The following is a 17,661-nucleotide window of genomic DNA, read 5'->3' on the forward strand; positions in this document are numbered from 1 at the left end:
CTCGAAATCCACCATTTTCGCCTCGTCCTGACCTGAATCTCAACGCATCCTGGGCGCATCCTAAACCTACGCCTTCAAGACGACCCTGCGTCGATCGTGGCGATTGCCTTTTCCATGGCCGGTATGCTTCATTCCGGGGAAAAATTGGCATGGCTTTGCATTTCAGGAAAGATTCGTGGAAAATAATCCTCTTGTTTCGGCGTTTTTCGATGAACGCACGTTTTCGGTCCAGTATGTCGTGGCCGATCCCGCGACGCGCAAATGCGCGATCATCGACCCGGTGCTGGATTTCGATGAAAAGTCCGGCGCGACCGGCACCGGCAATGCCGACCGGCTGCTCGACCATATCGCTACGGAAAAGCTGGAACTGGAGTGGATTCTCGACACCCATCCCCATGCCGACCATTTTTCCGCAGCTGCCTATCTGAAGCAAAAGACCGGCGCACCCATGGCGATCGGGGAGCGGATCGTTGAGGTGCAGAAGCTTTGGCGCGATATCTATAATTGGCCGGAACTGGCGGTTGATGGTTCGCAATGGGACCGGCTTTTCGCTGACGGCGAGCGGTTCAGGATCGGCAATCTCGACGTTTCCGTCATGCATTCGCCGGGGCACACGCTGGCCTCGATCACCTATGTCGTCGGCAATGCCGCCTTCATCCACGACACGCTGTTCATGCCCGACAGCGGTTCGGCGCGGGCGGATTTTCCGGGCGGCAGCGCGAGCCGGCTGTGGCGGTCGATCCAGGCCATTCTGGCGTTGCCGGAGGATACGCGGCTGTTCACCGGTCATGATTATCAGCCCAGCGGGCGCGAGCCGCGCTGGGAAAGCACGGTGGCGGAGCAGAAGCGGGAGAACGCGCACCTGACGCAGAATAGGACCGAGGCCGAGTTCGTCACCGTGCGCGAGGCGCGCGACAGGACGCTGCCGATGCCCAAGCTCATTCTTCATGCGCTGCAGGTCAACATCAACGGCGCGCGCCTGCCGGAGCCGGAGGCGAACGGCAAGCGCTATCTGAAGTTTCCGCTGGACGCGCTGGATGGGGCGGTTTGGTGAGGGAGCGGCCGGGCGGGTAGCGTCTAGGTTCCCCCTCTCCGTCTCGGCTTTGCCGAGCCACCTCTCCCCCGCTTTGCGGGGGCGAGGAACCTAGGTTCTGCGAGGTTGCGACATTTCAGGACTTGAGTTCCTCGCCCCATGAAATGGGGAGAGGTGGCTCGGCGAAGCCGAGACGGAGAGGGGCCTTTGTGCCCCGCTACCGCCCCGCATGCCTCCCGGCATTCCTGCCCGAAAATATGCAGCCGCCCAGAAAAGTCCCCTCCAGCGCGTTGTAGCCGTGATAGCCGCCGCCGCCGAAGCCGGCGACTTCGCCGGCTGCGTAGAGACCGGGGATCGGCTCGCCATTCTTGTCCAGCACCTGTGAGTCGAGGTTGGTGTGCAGGCCGCCCAGCGTCTTGCGGGTCAGCACGTTGAGCCGCACGGCGATCAGCGGGCCGTTGGCCGGGTCGAGGATTTTGTGCGGCTTGGCCGTGCGGATCAGCTTATCGCCGAGATAGGTGCGCGCGCCGTTGATGGCGGTGATCTGCGCGTCCTTGGCGAAGGGGTTGTCGATCTCGCGGTCGCGCGCTTCGATCTGCATCAGCAGATGGTCTTGGTCGATGAGTCTCTCGCCGGTCAGGGTGTTCATGGCCTCGACCAGATCGCTGAGATTGTCCCTGACGATGAAATCCTCGCCATGCTGCTTAAAGGCTTCGACCGGCGGCGGCGCGCCCTTGGCCCGGCGGCTTTTCAGCACGGCGCGCCAGCTTTTCGAGGTGAAATCCGGGTTCTGCTCGGAGCCGGAAAGGGCGAATTCCTTCTTGATTATCTTCTGCGTCAGCACGAACCAGGAATAGTCGTAGCCGGTCGAAAGGATGTGCTTCAGCGTGCCCAGCGTGTCGAAGCCGGGCAGGTAGGGCGCAGGCAGGCGATTGCCGGTGGCATCGAGCCACAGCGAGGATGGCCCGGGCAGGATGCGAATGCCGTGGTTCGGCCAGATCGGCGCCCAGTTCTTGACGCCCTCGGTGTAGTGCCACATGCGATCGCCATTGATGACCGCGCCGCCGGCCTTTTGCGTGATCGCCACCATGCGGCCGTCGACATGATGCGGCACCCCGGCAATCATGTTTTTCGGCGGTGGGCCAAGGCGATCCTTCGGCCAGTTCTTCCTGACCAGATCGAAATTGCCGCCAATGCCGCCGGAAGTGACGATGACGGCATTGGCATTCAGCTCGAACTCGCCGATCACGCTACGCCCGGATTGCTGGCCGCGCTCGACTGTCGATGGCTCGAGTATTTCGCCGGCAACACCGGTGACCGCGCCCCGGGTCTTGATCAGCCGGCTTGCCTGATGGCGGAATTTGAGTTCGATGCGGCCAGTGGAAACATGCTCGCGTACGCGGCGGACGAAAGGCTCCAGAACGCCGGGCCCGGTGCCCCAGGTGATGTGGAAGCGCGGTACGGAATTGCCGTGGCCATGCGCCAGCGCGCCGCCGCGCTCGGCCCAGCCGACGACCGGAAACCAGCGCATGCCCTGCGCATGAAGCCATGGCCGCATCTCGCCGGCGGCGAAATCGACAAAGGCTTCCGCGACTTTTCGCGGCCAGAAATCCTCGGCGCGGTCGAATTGCGCCGAGCCGAGCCAGTCCTGCAGCGCGAGGTCGCGGCTGTCCCTGATGCGCAACCGCCGCTGCTCGGGACTGTCTACGAAGAACAATCCGCCGAGCGACCAGAAGGCCTGCCCGCCAAGAGAGTTCTCGCCTTCCTGCTCGAGGATGATGACGCGCTTGCCGGCATCGGCAAGCTCAGCCGCCGCCACCAACCCTGCCAGCCCGCTGCCGACAATGATCGCATCTGCCTGTTCTGCCATCTTGCTCCCCTCCCAAGGCGGCTTGGTGCCGCGAGCAGTTTGGGGGAATGGGTTTTGAGATCAAGCGGGAAATTCTGGGAGAGGGGGTGACGGTGGGGAAGGGGCGTGCAGAAAGAAAGGGGCGCCTCTCCGTCTCGCTGCGCGAGCCACCTCTTGGATGTTTGAGTTGCGGTATAGACTGGATTGCCGGGTGGGTAGCAGCCCACCCGGCATCCGGTTGTCGGATCGTCCATCTCGAAGTCTTTTGGACTGCGGGGAGCAAGATCGCGACCGGTTCTTCATCAGGCCCGCATGGTTGCGTGAACGCTTCGGTTCGAATCCAAGACAGGGACGAGGAAGATGGTAGAGATTAGCATGATCTGCGCCGGATGCGATGTGTCCAAGACGAAGCTGGACATTGCGCTCTATCCCGGCACTGCGTTCCTGAGCGTGGCCTATGACGCGGCCGGGCTCAAACAGCTCGATGCCTTCCTGAAGAAGCATCGTGTCGCCCGTGTCGGCTTCGAGGCGTCTGGTGGTTATGAATGGCGGCTTTTGGCGCATTTGCGCCGTGGGCCGGTTGCGGCGGCGCGCTTCCAGCTCGGCCAGATCAGGCATTTCGCCAAGAGCCGGCTGCAATGGGCCAAGAACGACCGCCTCGACGCGGCGCTGATCGCCGCCTTCACGGCGAGTATCGAGGAACTGCCGCCGCTGCCGGATGCGCGCTTCGACGAGCTCAATGCCGAGATGACCTATCTTGAGCAATTGGAGGCGCGGATCGCCGTCTTGAAGACGATGGCGGAGACGACAATCCTCGCTCGGCTCAAGCGCCTGCACGAACACGACATCGCCCGCCTTGAGACGCGTCGCAAGGCCCGGATCGCGCTGATCGCCAGGCAAGCGGCCCAGGACGCCACGCTGGCGCATCGCCTCGACTTGCTCGTCTCCATCAAGGGCATCGGCCTGCGCACCGCACTGTCGCTCGCTATCCGCCTGCCCGAACTCGGCAGCATCGGCCGGGGCCAGATCGCCGCTCTCATCGGCGTGGCGCCCTACGACGACGACAGCGGTGGCAGGCGCGGCCGTCGACATATTCGCGCCGGACGCACACGGCTGCGCAAGAGCCTGTTCATGAGCGCGTTCACCGCATCCCAACATAATCCAGATCTCCGGGCCCACTATCAGCGCATGCGCGCCGCCGGCAAACATCACCTCCTGGCAATCGTCGCAGTAACCCGAAAACTCGCCATTCTGGCCAATGCCGTCATCGCAAGGGGAACACCTTGGACACCAGTCCATACGCGATGATGCAAACATGGTTGCTCCCCGCGAGCGGGGCGAGGAACCCAAGTTCTGAAATGACTCGGCCCCGCAGAATCTAGGTTCCTCGCCCCATGAAATGGGGAGAGGTGGCTCGGCGAAGCCGAGACGGAGAGGGGCAACTCCAGCGAGACGCCAGCGCCCGCCGTCTACCTCACCTCCCATACCGCTCCTTCAAATGGCTCGTGAAATACGCCGCATTCAGCTTTTCGCCAGTGGCGTGCTCCATGATTTCCGGCGTCGAAAAGCGCGATGCCTGCGACCAGATGTTTTGCCGCCGCCAGTCGGTAACGGCGTCGAACTTGCCCTTGGCGACATCGTCGTTGATGGAGGGATGCTGCTTTTCAAGTGCAGCCCATTGCTGCGCGGCCATCATGGCGCCGAGCGTGTAGGAGGGGAAATAGCCGAAGGCGCCGCCTGGCCAGTGCACGTCCTGCATCGGCCCATCCTGCGGCGTGTCGATGGTGGAAAGGCCGAGATAGTCGCGCATCTTTGCGTCCCACGCTTCCGGCAGGTCGACGGCGTTGAGCTTGCCGGAAACAAGATCCTGCTCCAGTTCGAAGCGCAGGATGACGTGCAGGGGATAGGTCACCTCGTCGGCGTCGACGCGGATCAGGCCGGGCTTGACCAGATGGACATGGGGAAGGATGTCGGCCTTGCTCCAGTGTTCGCCGAGGTGCTGCTCGACCAGCGGCAGCGCCCAGTCCCAGAAGGCCGGGTTGCGGCCGAGCTGCTTTTCGACGAACAGGCTCTGGCTTTCATGCATGGCCATGCCGCGCGCCTTGCCCAGCGGCCAGTGCGACCATTGCTTGGGCAAGTTCTGCTCATACATGGCGTGGCCGGTCTCGTGCAGCACGCCCATCAGCGACGACAGGAACTCGGTCGTCTTGTAGCGCGTGGTGATGCGCACATCGCTCGGCACGCCGCCGCAGAAGGGGTGATGCGAGACGGAAAGGCTGCCATGGGTGAGGTCGAAGCCGACCGCCGCCATCATGGCAAGGCCAAGCTCGCGCTGGCGCTCAATGGCATAGACGCCGGACAGTGGGCGAAGGGGTGTCTTGGCCAGCCGCTCGTCCTGGACGGCAAGGGCTTCGGGCACGAAGCCCTTCAGGAAGGTCTTGAGCTCGGAAAACACCGGCGTGATGTCGCCGGCGCGATGGCCGGGATCGTATTGCTCCATCAGCGCGTCATAGGGGGCGAGGCCGAGCGCTTCGGCACGCATGGCGGCCTCTTCGCGCACCAGCGCGATGACGCCTTCCAGTGCGGGCAGGAAGCCCGCCCAATCATTCTTGGCGCGCAGGTCGCGCCAGAGCTGCTCGCAGCGCATGCGCGCGGTGGTCTGGCGCTCGACGAACTCGGTCGGCAGGCAGGTCATGTTGGTGTATTGCCGCCTGAATTCGCGCAAAGCCGTCTGCTGTTCCTCGCTCAGCGTTTCGCCCTCGGCCGCTTCGATCCAGTCGGCTATTTCCGGCGCTGTCGCCTGGCGATGATGCATGCCGGCAAGGGCTGCCATCGCCTCGGCCCGCTTCTCGCCGCCGCCGACAGCCATGTGCGTGGCCTCGTCCGCACCGAGAATGGCAAGCGCATGCTCCAGCGCTTCGAGCTTGTGGCCGAGTTGGTCGAGTTTGGCGAAAGACATGGCTGCTCCGGATTTTTTGGAAGGCGGGAGAGGACACCAAGTCGGGGACGATCGCAAGCATCAAGCTTTCTCGTGTGATGCACCAGCTCTCCGCTGGGTCTTGCCGAACCGCTATCCTGCGTGATCATGATGGTGCTGGCGGGACTTGCCGCATGTCGCGAGGGGGAGACAAACGAATGATCGCCAATATTCTGATCGCGCTGGTGGCGGCGCTGCATCTTTATTTCATGTATCTGGAGATGGTTGCGTGGGACACGCCGGCGGGGCGCAAGGCGTTCAACCTGACGCCGGAGTTTGCCACCGCATCGAAAGTGCTGGCGGCCAATCAGGGGCTTTATAACGGGTTTCTCGCAGCCGGGCTGATCTGGGGGCTGTGGCTTGGGGAAGCCGGCTTTGCGGTGAAGACGTTCTTTCTGATCTGCGTCGTCGTTGCCGGCCTGTTCGGAGCGGCGACCGTCAGCCGCAAGATCCTTTTCATTCAGGCGGCACCGGCGGCGCTTGCGCTGGTGGCGCTGTTTGCCGGCTGGTGATTTCTGGCCGGCATTGCGGGCCGCTCCCCGCCAACTGGGAGCGGCCCGCCGTTTTGTATTTGCGCAATTCCGGACGGAAAACCGCTGCACACTTTTCCTGGAATTGCTTTAGCCGTCAGGCGTTGGCGACATCCCGGTGGATGGTGCGGTTAAGGTTTGCGATGCGGGTCTGCAGCCTGTCGAACCGGGCTTCAGGCAGGGCGCCGCGATGGTTTTCGGCAACCATCTGTGCGTCGGTGCGGATCATCCTCGAACGGTTTTCCAGGTTACGCGCCTCGGCGTTGTTCAGATATCCATCCCGCCGATCGAGCATGATGCGGTGGTTGACCCTGCTGATCTCGCGATCGATCCTGGCGAGCCGATCGTGATGGACCGCAGCCGTGGCTTGCGGGGCAGGCATGACCTGCGTTCCCAGGGCAGCGTCGGTTTGTGAGGCGATCGAATCCGGAGTGGATGGGTCGTCCCCGCTGCTGAATCGATCACCATCGAAGTTGTGTTCATGTCCATGGCCGCCGGAGTGATCTGCTGCGTAGGCCCCGGCAAAGGAGGTTGAAGCGAGGGCTGCGGCGAGTGCCGCCTTGATGAGAAAAGAGCGCATGATTTGCGTCCTCTGTTCTGCGCGGGCGGGCAATGTCGCCCGCAAGTCAGGCCGTCCGGTTCTGTCGCGTCGCGAATGGGAGTATCGCCGGCAGTTCCCGACCTGTGCGGCGAAGCTACGCCCGGCCTCCCATCACGCGCAAATTACAAAAAGATAATTCGCGTTTGATGGGAAATGCCGCATTTGCGAACATATTTGAGCGAATATGGCATGAATTCGGCGTTGTTTTCCTGCTTTAGCGCTCTGTCAGCTTCAGCTCGATGCGGCGGTTCTTGTTGCGCGCATCGTCCGTATCAGCGGTGTCGAGGGGCTGGAATTCGCCGAAGCCAGCGGCCACCAGCCGGTTGGCCGGCACGCCGTTTTCGATCAGGAATTTCACCACCGAGGTGGCGCGGGCGGAAGAAAGCTCCCAGTTGTCGCGATAGCGGCCGGTGCCGGAAAGCGGGCGGTTGTCGGTGTGGCCGTCGACGCGCAGCACCCAGTTGATCTCCGGCGGAATTTCCTTCTGCAGTTCGATGATGGCGTCGGCGAGCTTCTTCATCTCACCGCGGCCGGCGTCGTTGATGACCTCCGAGCCGACCGGGAACAGCACTTCCGACTGGAAAACGAAGCGGTCGCCGACGATGCGGATGTTTTCGCGGTCGGACAGGATTTCGCGCAGGCGGCCGAAGAAATCGGAGCGGTAGCGGTTCAGTTCCTGCACGCGCTGGGCAAGCGCGACATTCAGCCGTTTGCCGAGATCGGCAATCTTGACGTTGGATTCGCGATCCTTGGCTTCGGAAGCGCCGAGTGCGTCCTCCAGCGCGCCGATCTGCTTGCGCAGGGCTGCGATCTGCTGGTTGAGGAGTTCGACCTGGCTCAGCGCGCGCTGGCTGACCTGGCGTTCATTGTCGAGCTGGCCCGACAAGGTGCCGATCTGGGCAGTGGCGGCAGCACCCGCGCCGGCACCTTGTGACAGGAGCTGTTCGAGCCGGCTCTTCTCGGCTTCGGCGGCTGACAGGGAGGCTTGCAGATTGGCGAGCGAATCCTGCGCGTCCTGGGTGCTGGATTTCTCCAGCGCCAGAAGCTGCGTCAGCTCGTTGATCTGCGAGTTGAGGCGGTTCAGCACGGCGTCCTTGCCGGTGATTTCGCGGCTGAGCAGGAACTGCGCCAGCACGAACACCGATAGCAGGAACATGATGGCCAGAAGCAGCGTCGACAGTGCGTCGACGAAGCCCGGCCAGTAGTCGATGCGGCGGTCGGTGCGCCTACGACCAAGCGCCATCAGTTATGTTCCCGCTTCTTGAGCGCGTCGGCGATTTTCTCGAGCGTGTTGCGCATCGCCTTTTGTTCCTGCGACTGCGCCTCGACCCAGTCGCGCATGATCTGCTGCTCGGAACGCATGTTCTTGACCAGGCCGGAAATGCCGTCGGCGAGATTTGCCATGGCGGTGGCGACGCGCGGGCTGGAGCCGCCGGTTTCCTGCATGTTGCGCAGCTTCTCCGACAAAGCCCGGATTTCATCCGCCGAGCCGCTGCCGGTGGGCGCGACCACCTGGATGTCGGAGGAAAGGTCGGTGACGGAGGAGAGCCAGTTTTCCAGCTCGGTGTAGAAGCGCGTTTGAGCCCGGCCTGCCTGCAGATCGAGGAAGCCGAGCACCAGTGAGCCGGCAAGGCCGAAGAGCGAGGACGAGAACGCCGTGCCCATGCCGGCCAGGGGGGCGGAGAGACCGGCCTTCAGGGAGTCCAGCACGGCGGCGGTGTCCCCGGTGCCGGGGTCGAGCGACTGGATCGTTTCGCCGATCGAGCCGATCGTCTGCAGCAGGCCCCAGAAGGTGCCGAGCAGGCCGAGGAACACAAGCAGGCCGATGAGATAGCGCGAGATGTCGCGCGTCTCGTCGAGGCGGGTGGCGATGGAATCCAGCATGGTGCGCATCGAACTGGTCGAGAAAGCCATCGACGACGAGCGGCTGAGCAGCGCCTTCATCGGCGCCAGCAGCACCGGTTCTGCCTCCTCGGAGCCGGCGCGGAAGGTGTTTACCCAGCGCACTTCGCGGAACAGCCGCGTCACCTGCAGGAAGGCGAGCAGGATGCCGATGAGAAGTACGCCGAGGATGAGGCCGTTGAGACCGGGATTGGTGGTGAAGGCCGACGAAATCTGCCGCGTCAGGATCGCCGCGATGAAGGCGACGATGGCCAGGAACACCACCATGGAGAGAAGGAAGACCTGCGGGCTCGACAGCTTGTAGGGATCGTAGCCTTCGGCATCGGAGGCTTCGCCTATCCCGAAAATTCTCATGAATGCCATTGCCGCTCCGATTCCGTGCCCGCAATCAACTTGCCCGCGACTCTAAACGGAAATGTGACGAAATTGAAAGACGCAAGGCGCAGCTTGTCGCAAGCGAAGCGCGATATCAGAGCCGATTGACGACCAGAACATCCAATACGGCGGCGAAATGCAGCCCGGCGCCGGTCACCACGAAGCCGTGCCAGACGGCGTTCTGGAAACGCAGGCCCCGCCACGCGAAGAAGACCACGCCGCAGGAATAGACGATGCCGCCTGCCAGCAGCAGCATGAGCGTTGCGGGCGGCAGCGTATGCAGCAGGGGCTGAAGCACCACGACACCGCTCCAGCCGATGGCGAGATAGAAGCCGACGGCGATACGGTCGAAGCGGCCGGGGAAAAGCATCTTGAGGGCGATGCCGAGGGCTGCCGCCGACCAGACGAGAATGAGCATCCGGCGCGTCAGCGCGGTGTCGTTCAACTGGGCCAGGAACGGCGTGTAGGTCGCGGCGATGAGAAGATAGATGGCTGCGTGGTCGAAGCGCCGGAGGATCCATTTCGCCGGCGATATCGGCCACAGATTGTAGGCGAGCGAGATCGACAGGACCGTGAGCAGCGACACGACGTAGAAGACCGCGGCGATATATTCGCCCGGACCGGCGTGGAAGGCAGAGATTGCGAGAAGTGCGGAGCCGGCAGCGATGGCGAGCACGATACCGACCGCATGGACGATGCCGTCGGCGATCAGTTCGGCGCGCGAATAATGAAAGCGCCCGGGGAGAGGGAGGGCGCTTTCTGCATTCCGATCAGTGTTCGGTTGCGCGGCTTTCGTCATACCCGACGATATGAACGACTGAGGCAGGCTTTTTCAAGACGCCAATTGGGAGAAGACGGGGCGACGGTTTGCGCCTTCCGGCGGAGACATGCCGACGTTTCAGCGCGCCGCTACCGGCTTCTTCAGCGTCTTGAGCAGGGCACGATGGATCGTTTCGTTGCCGGCGACGATCGCGCCGGTGTCGAACATATCATTGCCGCCATTCTTGTCGGAGACGAAGCCACCGGCCTCGCGCACCATCAGGATGCCGGCTGCGACGTCCCAGGGCGACAGCGATTCTTCCCAGAAGCCGTCCATGCGGCCCGCGGCGACATAGGCGAGATCGAGCGCTGCCGAGCCAAGGCGGCGGATGCCGGAGACTTCGCCCATGACGTTGCGCAGTTCCACCAGGAAATTGCCGTGGTGACCGCGGCCGAGATGCGGCACGCCGGTGCCGATAACGCAGTCGGTGAGCTTGGTGCGACCGGCGACCCGCAGGCGGCGATCGTTCATGAAGGCGCCGCCACCGCGCTCGGCGGTGTAGAGCTCGTCCATTGCCGGGTTGTAGATGACGCCGGCGACGATCTGGCCCTGACGCTCCAGCGCGATCGAGATCGAGAAGATCGGGATGCCGTGCAGGAAGTTGGTGGTGCCGTCCAGCGGATCGACGATCCAGCGGTGCTGGTCGTCCTCGCCTGCCACCACGCCACGCTCTTCCATCAGGAAAGCGTAACCCGGCCGTCCCTTGGCCAGTTCGGCGTGGATGATCTCTTCGGCCTTGCGATCGGCCTGCGAGACATAGTCGCCGGGGCCTTTCATCGAGACCTGAAGGTTCTGGACCTCGCCGAAGTCGCGCGACAGCGAGCGGCCGGCCTTCATAGCGGCCTGGACCATGACATTGAGGATCGCCGAACGCGCCATCTGCAGGACTCCGAACGCTGCGCTTAGTCGGCGCGGCGGATATAGGTGATTTCGTTGGTGTCGACGACGATGCGTTCGCCCGAGCCGATGAAGGGCGGAACCAGAACGCGCACGCCGTTTTCCAGCACTGCCGGCTTGTAGGACGATGCAGCCGTCTGGCCTTTCACGACCGGGTCGGCTTCGGTGATCGTCAGCGTCACCTGGTCGGGCAGCGCGATGCCGATCGGGCGCTCTTCGTAGAGCTCGACGGTGACCATCATGCCGTCCTGGAGGAAGGCAGCGCGATCGCCGACGAAGTCCTTCAGGAGCTCGAGCTGCTCGTAGCTCTGGGTGTCCATGAACACCAGGGATTCACCCTGCTCGTAGAGGAACGAAAAGTCCTTCTGCTCGAGCCGCACCTTCTCGACGGTCTCAGCCGAGCGGAAGCGCTCGTTGAGCTTGGTGCCGTTGATGAGGTTCTTCAGCTCGACCTGGTTGTATGCGCCGCCCTTGCCGGGCTTGACGTGATTGGTCCTGACCGCCACCCAGAGGCCGCCATCGTGCTCGATGACGTTGCCGGGACGGATTTCGTTGCCGTTGATCTTGGCCATTGTTGTAAAGTTCCGGAGAGGTTTATCCGTCTGATCGACGGTTTCGGCGCTTCCAAGACCACAATTTGCGTGGAGAGGCAAGAGAGAGGCCTGAAAACGCGGTGTTTACGGCCTGAAACCGCCTGTGTCAGCGCAAACGGTTGGCCCGCTGCAGCGCCGTTTTCATCTCCTCGTCGGTCAGGCCGTCGAGAAAATCGTCCATCGCCGCATCCTTCAGCCCGGCCCGGCGGGCGAGCATGTACCATGCGGCGGCGCTGATGGAATCGGGATCGGTGCCCAGGCCCTGCATGTAAAATTTGGCGAGGCGGTTCTGTGCGGCGACGTTGCCGTCGAGCGCGGCGATCCGCATCCAGTTGAAACCGGCCTTGCGGTCGCGGTCGCCGCCGCGCCCGTCCATAAGCCATGTGCCGAGGTCGAGCTGGGCGGTGTCGTAGCCCTGGATGGCGGCGCGCAGCAGCCAGCGCCGTGCTTCGACGTCATCGTGTTTCTTGCCGCCGACGCCGTTGGCGAAGATCTGCGACATGGCATATTGCGCATCGGCCAGTCCGGCGTCCGCGGCACGCTGGTAATAGACGACGGCGTCGTCCATCCCCTTGCCTTCGGATTCGCGCCCGACCAGCATCTGCGCGAAGTTGAACTGGGCAAGCCGGTTTCCGGCCTCGGCGGCCGATTGCATCAGCGCGTAGGCGGCCTGAGCATCCTTTTTGACGAAATCGCCGTCGAGCAGCATCAGGGCATATTGGAACTGCGCTTCGGGAATGCCCTGCTCGGCAGCCAGCGCATACCATTTGGCCGCTTCCTTGTCGTTGCGCGGGACGCCGAGCCCGCGCGACAGGATTTCGGCGACCAGCGTCTGCGCGGCGGCATCACCTGCCGTGGCGCGCGGCAAAGCGAGATTGTAGGCTGTCATGTAGAGGCCGCGCTGGAACGCGCCATAGGCAGGGTCGGTTTTCGCGCCGCCGAAGCGATCCAGATCAGGCTCGCTGCCATTGCCTTTGCCGCCGCCGAAACGCTGCGGGTCGACCATATCGGTGGGCGCCGGCAGGCGTTTCATCTCGGCGGGAGCCGGCGTCGTCGTCGGCAAGGGCTTCGACTCGGTCGGCGTCGTCTTCGGATCGTCCACGGCAAGTGCTGCCGCCGGCGCAAGGCATAAAGCCAGCGTCAGGCAAAGGATGGCGCGGGAAGTCTTCTGGCCCCTCACGGTTCGCCCACTCCTCAATTACCCGCCGACAAGAAACTCGGCGCGGTTTCGTCGAGAATGGCATTGGCGCGGGCGATCGCATCCCGGGGGTCCACGCCTTCGCCGAATACCGCGCTCGACAGTGCGACGAATTCGGCCCCGGTGGCGGCGACCGCCTCGACGGAAGCGACATCGGAGCCGGCCATGACGATGCAGGGGATCTCGATCACCTCCGCCCACCATTGGCCGAGCGACAGGTTGCGATGATGCGGTTCTGGTTTGTTGTCGTAGCCGAAGCGGCCGAAGAAGATGTAGTCGGGGCGCAACTCGCCGAGTTCCAGCGCGTCGTCGCGCGTCTTGGCGCCACCAGCGCCGACCATCATTTTCTGCTGGTAGTGCTCGATCGCTTCTTCGAGCTCTGCCTTCTTCGTTTCCAGATGGAGACCGTCCGCCCCGACGCGGCCGGCGGCGCGCGTGTCATCGGCGATGATGGCCGCAATGCCGGCTTCCTGGGCGATCGGCACGACCTTTTCGGCAAAGGCCTGGAACGAGGCTTCGTCGAGATCATAGGGCGGCAGGATGATCGAGGCGATGTCGCCCCCGGCAATCGCCTGGCGCAGCCGCTCGACGAAATGGTCCGGCTTCTCACCTGACGGGGCGATCAGCACGATGCGGCAGCGATTGGGTGAGGAAGCTTCGGTCATTGTCGTCTTTCCAGAATGCCAGACCCCATGCAGGGTGATCGTGGTTGCATTTGGGCATAGAGGAAGACGGGCTGCTTGAACAGTCGCGAGGCTGGAGCGAGATGAAGCATGATCTTGTCCGAAAAGTCTGCAACTTTTCGGCATCGTGCTTTGATCGATCTCGCCAAGACGAAGGAACCGGGTTATTTCATCCGGCGAAAGGCATCCCTCCCATGAATGCGCTGCTTCTCGATCCGTGGTTCTACGCGGCTGCTCTTCCCGCTGTGATTCTCGTCGGCCTGTCCAAGGGCGGTTTCGGCGGTGCTGTCGGCTTCATTGGGGTGCCGCTGATGGCGCTGGTGATCTCGCCGGTGCAGGCTGCAGCCATCCTGCTGCCGATCCTGGTGCTGATGGACATCGTCTCGTTATGGGCGTGGCGCGGCGTGTTCGACAAGCAGACGCTTTTCGACATGATGCCGGGCGCGCTTGTCGGCATCGGCGTCGGCTGGCTGACAGCCGCGGCAGTGACGGTCGACATGGTGCGCTTCATCGTCGGGGCGGTTGCGATCGTCTTCGTCCTGCGCTGGGCCTGGCAGCAATTTCGCCACGGGGCCGAGTATTCGGCAGCACCCAATCGCGTGGCAGGTGCCTTGTGGGGTGCGATTTCCGGCTTCACCAGCTTCGTCGCACATGTCGGCGGGCCGCCCTTCCAGATTTATACCTTGCCGCTGAGGCTCGACCCGAAAGTGCTGTCGGGTACTGCCGCGATCTTCTTTGCCATCACCAATGCGCTGAAGCTTGTTCCCTACTTCGCACTCGGGCAGTTCGACACGACGAACCTGACCGCCTCGGCAGTGCTGATGCCGCTGGCGCCGCTATCAACTCTTGCCGGCGCCTGGCTGGTGAGGCGGATGCGGCCGGAGGTCTTCTATCCCTTTACCTACGCGACGGTGGCGCTGATCGCGGTAAAACTGATCTGGGATGGCGGGGCGCAATTGTTGCAGCCTTAAAACATTTTTTGACGGGAACCCGTCGAACCTTGCCTTCATTTGTGCATTTCCACGTCATAGCAACAGGTTCGAACTGGCATGCGTTGCGCTATGGGCGCCAGGCTGTCGCAAACCTGTAATACGCAACGAGTTTTATGGCAGCCATGACGAATATCGCATCAAATCAACGGGATACCCGTATAGACGTGTTTCGGGCTCTGGCCCTGCTCACGATCTTTATCAACCATGTGCCGGGCACGATCTACGAATATTTCACGCATAAGAACTTCGGCTTTTCGGATTCGGCCGAAGCTTTCGTGCTGATTTCGGGCATCGCCGTCGGGCTCGCCTACGGGACGAAATTCAAGCCGGGCAACCGGCTTTTGATCGCGCTGAAGGCGTGGCGGCGGGCTGGTGTGCTCTATGTCTCGCACATCATGACGACGGTGGCGACGCTGGCGATCTTTTCGGGTGCCGCACTCCATTTCGCGCGGCCGGACCTGCTCAAGCTGATCAACATCCAGATGATCATCGAGGACACGCCGGAAGCACTCGTCGGCATTGCCACGCTCAGCCATCAGGTCGGCTACAACAACATTTTGTCGATGTATGCGATCGTGCTCCTCATGATGCCGCTGTTCCTGCTTCTCGGGAATATCAGCCTGCTTCTGATGGTCTGCGTTTCAGGTGCCATCTGGCTTGTCGCAGGCGTCTACCAGATCGCGCCGGGCAACTTCCCCGGCGACGGCCTGTGGTTCCTCAACCCGCTGTCGTGGCAGTTCCTGTTCGTCATCGGCATTGCCGCGACCATGCATGTGAAGCGCGGCGGCGAGATCCGCTTCAGCCCCTGGCTGGCCGGTATCGCCGCGTTCTATGTGTTGTTGTCGCTAGCGTGGGTGCGGGTGCCGTTCTGGGGCGTCGATACGTCGCTTGGCCTGCCGATGGTGCTGACCGGCTTCGACAAGACCTTCCTGTCGCTGTCGCGCCTCGCCCATGTCCTGTCGCTGGCCTATCTCATCACGGTCATCCCGGCGCTTTCAAATCTGGCGCGGACCCGTGTGGATCATCCGCTCGCCATTCTCGGCAAGCACTCGCTGCCGGTGTTCATTGCCGGCACCTTGCTGGCAATGGTGGCGCAGGTGATGAAGATGGTCAGCCCCGGCGGGCTGTTCTACGACACGGTGCTGATCTCCACCGGCATCGCCCTGCAGTTCGGCTTCGCCTATTATCTCGAATGGCTGCCGAGGATCGGCTGGGGCGGCAAGGGTGCCGTGCAGCCGGCGAAAGCCGTGGCCGCCGCCCAGCGCCCGATGGGCGGCAAGACGCCGGCAGTTGCGGCGACACGTTCGCCCGATCGATAAAGACTGGCGCCGGATCGCTAAGACCGGAAAAGAAATCCCTTCCGGCCCTCCGGAAGGGATTTGCGTTCTCTGCTTTGACCGCAAGCCCTGCCGAAATCATGTTCCCACCATGCGGGATCATGGTCTAATGTCCGCCCGAATTGAGTGCCTTCGGGAGGTATCGTGGCAAGCATTTATGACAGCGGTCTGGACCGCAACCCCGCCAACCATCAGCCGCTGACGCCGCTGACCTATCTGGAGCGGGCGGCTGCCACTTACCCAAATCACGTAGCGATCATTCATGGCGCCCAGCGCGTCACCTATCGCGATTTCTGGCGCCGTTCGCGCCAGCTGGCTTCGGCGCTGGCCCGCCAGGGCATCGGCAAGGGCGACACGGTGACGGTGATGCTTTCCAACACGCCACCGATGCTGGAAGCGCATTTCGGCGTGCCGATGACGAAGGCCGTGCTGCACTCGCTGAACACCCGCCTCGACGCTGCCGTCCTCGCCTTCCAGCTCGACCATGCCGAGAGCAAGATCGTCATCGTCGATCGCGAATTCTCCGGCGTGATGAAAGAGGCGCTGGCGCTCGCCAAGGTGAAGCCTCTGGTGATCGACTATGACGATCCTGACTATGCCGCCGATGCACCGTATCCGAAGGGCGAGCGCATCGGCACGCTGGACTATGAGGATTTCGTCGCCACCGGCGATCCCGATTTCGCCTGGTCGATGCCGGACGACGAATGGGACGCGATCGCGCTCAACTACACCTCAGGCACGACCGGCAATCCCAAGGGCGTCGTCTACCATCACCGGGGTGCAGCCCTGATGGCCTATGCCAACACGATCCATGCCGGCATGGGCAAGCACGCCGTCTATCTTTGGACGCTGCCGATGTTCCATTGCAACGGTTGGTGCTTTCCCTGGACGCTTGCCGTGCAGGCCGGCACGCATGTCTGCCTGCGCTGGGTTCGGCCCGGCGCGATCTATGCCGCCATCGCCGACCATGGCGTGACGCATCTGTGCGGTGCGCCGATCGTCATGTCGGCGCTGATCAACGCCAAGGACGAAGACAAGCGCGAGTTTCCGCAGGTCGTTACCTTTAACACGGCAGCCGCTCCGCCGCCCGAGGCAGTGCTTTCGGGCATGGCCGAGGCCGGCTTTGCCGTGAACCATCTCTACGGCCTGACCGAGACTTACGGCCCGGCGGTGGTCAATGAATGGCATGGCGAATGGGACGCACTGCCTGCTGCAGAGCGCTCGGCAAAGAAGGCGCGGCAGGGCGTGCGCTATGCCGCGCTCGAGGGGCTGACGGTGATGGACCCGCAGACCATGGAAGAGACGCCGCGTGACGGCGAGACCATCGGCGAGGTCATGTTCCGTGGCAACATCGTCATGAAGGGCTACCTGAAGAACCGGCCGGCGACCGACGAGGCCTTCGCCGGCGGCTGGTTCCATTCGGGCGACCTCGGTGTGATGCACCCCGACGGCTACATCCAGCTCAAGGACCGCTCCAAGGACATCATCATCTCCGGTGGCGAAAACATTTCTTCCATCGAGGTCGAGGATGCGCTCTATAAGCACCCGGCGGTGGCTTTCTGCGGCGTCGTTGCCAAGGCCGACGACAAATGGGGCGAGACGCCCGTCGCCTATGTCGAGCTCAAGCCGGGCAAGGAAGCGACCGAAGCCGAACTCCTCGAGCATTGCCGCAAGTTTCTGGCGCGGTTCAAGATGCCGAAGACGGTGATCTTCGCCGAAATCCCGAAGACCTCGACAGGCAAGATCCAGAAGTTCCGGCTGCGGGACCTGGCGAAGGAACTCTGACGCAGCCGCGCAGGTTCAGGGCCGGACACCCTTTTGGCTGACTGTCTGGCTTTCTGCGCGCGTGCTAATATTTCGCCCCGCCGGGGGAC

16 protein-coding genes are annotated in these 17,661 nt (G+C 62.9%); 6 read left to right on the top strand and 10 right to left on the bottom strand.

Annotation, left to right across the window (positions count from 1 at the left end; genetic code table 11):
* Nucleotides 1-175: 175 nt before the first annotated feature.
* A complete protein-coding gene (locus DZG07_RS05020) occupies nucleotides 176-1,054 on the top strand; it encodes an MBL fold metallo-hydrolase (RefSeq protein WP_119814797.1) in 879 nt (292 codons plus the stop codon).
* Nucleotides 1,055-1,250: 196 nt separating this feature from the next.
* Here DZG07_RS05020 and DZG07_RS05025 read toward each other — a convergent pair whose 3' ends face one another.
* The gene (locus tag DZG07_RS05025; RefSeq protein ID WP_119814800.1) at nucleotides 1,251-2,903 is read right to left on the bottom strand and encodes an FAD-binding dehydrogenase; all 1,653 of its coding nucleotides are present in this window, start codon (nucleotides 2,901-2,903) and stop codon (nucleotides 1,251-1,253) included.
* Nucleotides 2,904-3,242: 339 nt separating this feature from the next.
* Between DZG07_RS05025 and DZG07_RS05030 the strand changes: the two genes are divergently transcribed.
* On the top strand, nucleotides 3,243-4,190 hold the full coding sequence (locus DZG07_RS05030) for a transposase (RefSeq protein WP_119814803.1): 948 nt from the start codon (nucleotides 3,243-3,245) through the stop codon (nucleotides 4,188-4,190).
* Between the two features lie 166 nt (nucleotides 4,191-4,356).
* On the opposite strand, the gene DZG07_RS05035 is transcribed toward DZG07_RS05030, so the two are convergent.
* The gene (locus DZG07_RS05035; RefSeq protein ID WP_119814806.1) at nucleotides 4,357-5,841 is read right to left on the bottom strand and encodes a carboxypeptidase M32; all 1,485 of its coding nucleotides are present in this window, start codon (nucleotides 5,839-5,841) and stop codon (nucleotides 4,357-4,359) included.
* A gap of 176 nt (nucleotides 5,842-6,017) precedes the next feature.
* Here DZG07_RS05035 and DZG07_RS05040 point away from each other — a divergent pair, with 176 nt between their 5' ends.
* The gene (locus DZG07_RS05040; RefSeq protein WP_091909471.1) at nucleotides 6,018-6,371 is read left to right on the top strand and encodes a DUF1304 domain-containing protein; all 354 of its coding nucleotides are present in this window, start codon (nucleotides 6,018-6,020) and stop codon (nucleotides 6,369-6,371) included.
* Nucleotides 6,372-6,486: 115 nt separating this feature from the next.
* Here the strand turns inward: DZG07_RS05040 and DZG07_RS05045 are convergent, their stop codons facing one another.
* The 8 genes from DZG07_RS05045 to DZG07_RS05080 form a co-directional block, all read right to left on the bottom strand.
* Entirely contained in the window at nucleotides 6,487-7,014 is a 528-nt protein-coding gene (locus tag DZG07_RS05045) for a hypothetical protein (RefSeq protein ID WP_162931553.1), read from the bottom strand.
* Between the two features lie 190 nt (nucleotides 7,015-7,204).
* Entirely contained in the window at nucleotides 7,205-8,233 is a 1,029-nt protein-coding gene (locus DZG07_RS05050; RefSeq protein WP_091909477.1) for a peptidoglycan -binding protein, read from the bottom strand.
* Nucleotides 8,233-9,255 carry a MotA/TolQ/ExbB proton channel family protein gene (locus DZG07_RS05055; RefSeq protein ID WP_119814809.1) on the bottom strand — a complete coding sequence of 341 codons (1,023 nt, stop codon included), beginning with the start codon at nucleotides 9,253-9,255 and terminating at the stop codon, nucleotides 8,233-8,235. Before DZG07_RS05055 ends, DZG07_RS05050 begins: the two co-directional genes overlap by 1 nt.
* Before the next feature lie 106 nt (nucleotides 9,256-9,361).
* Nucleotides 9,362-10,066 carry a hemolysin III family protein gene (locus tag DZG07_RS05060; RefSeq protein ID WP_119814812.1) on the bottom strand — a complete coding sequence of 235 codons (705 nt, stop codon included), beginning with the start codon at nucleotides 10,064-10,066 and terminating at the stop codon, nucleotides 9,362-9,364.
* Nucleotides 10,067-10,165: 99 nt separating this feature from the next.
* On the bottom strand, nucleotides 10,166-10,966 hold the full coding sequence (locus DZG07_RS05065; protein WP_091909486.1) for an inositol monophosphatase family protein: 801 nt from the start codon (nucleotides 10,964-10,966) through the stop codon (nucleotides 10,166-10,168).
* Nucleotides 10,967-10,989: 23 nt separating this feature from the next.
* The gene (efp, locus tag DZG07_RS05070) at nucleotides 10,990-11,556 is read right to left on the bottom strand and encodes an elongation factor P (RefSeq protein ID WP_091909489.1); all 567 of its coding nucleotides are present in this window, start codon (nucleotides 11,554-11,556) and stop codon (nucleotides 10,990-10,992) included.
* Nucleotides 11,557-11,683: 127 nt separating this feature from the next.
* The gene (locus DZG07_RS05075) at nucleotides 11,684-12,757 is read right to left on the bottom strand and encodes a tetratricopeptide repeat protein (protein ID WP_245429586.1); all 1,074 of its coding nucleotides are present in this window, start codon (nucleotides 12,755-12,757) and stop codon (nucleotides 11,684-11,686) included.
* Nucleotides 12,758-12,771: 14 nt separating this feature from the next.
* Nucleotides 12,772-13,440 carry a thiamine phosphate synthase gene (locus tag DZG07_RS05080; RefSeq protein ID WP_119814815.1) on the bottom strand — a complete coding sequence of 223 codons (669 nt, stop codon included), beginning with the start codon at nucleotides 13,438-13,440 and terminating at the stop codon, nucleotides 12,772-12,774.
* 212 nt (nucleotides 13,441-13,652) lie between these two features.
* Here DZG07_RS05080 and DZG07_RS05085 point away from each other — a divergent pair, with 212 nt between their 5' ends.
* From DZG07_RS05085 to DZG07_RS05095, 3 genes are all read left to right on the top strand, one after another.
* Nucleotides 13,653-14,429 carry a sulfite exporter TauE/SafE family protein gene (locus DZG07_RS05085; RefSeq protein ID WP_119814818.1) on the top strand — a complete coding sequence of 259 codons (777 nt, stop codon included), beginning with the start codon at nucleotides 13,653-13,655 and terminating at the stop codon, nucleotides 14,427-14,429.
* 134 nt (nucleotides 14,430-14,563) lie between these two features.
* On the top strand, nucleotides 14,564-15,769 hold the full coding sequence (opgC, locus tag DZG07_RS05090) for an OpgC domain-containing protein (protein WP_119814821.1): 1,206 nt from the start codon (nucleotides 14,564-14,566) through the stop codon (nucleotides 15,767-15,769).
* A gap of 162 nt (nucleotides 15,770-15,931) precedes the next feature.
* On the top strand, nucleotides 15,932-17,572 hold the full coding sequence (locus DZG07_RS05095) for an acyl-CoA synthetase (protein WP_119814824.1): 1,641 nt from the start codon (nucleotides 15,932-15,934) through the stop codon (nucleotides 17,570-17,572).
* Nucleotides 17,573-17,661: the final 89 nt, after the last annotated feature.

Origin of the sequence: Mesorhizobium sp. DCY119 (assembly GCF_003590645.1) — a bacterium.
In the GTDB taxonomy this organism is placed as follows: Bacteria; Pseudomonadota; Alphaproteobacteria; order Rhizobiales; family Rhizobiaceae; genus Mesorhizobium_M.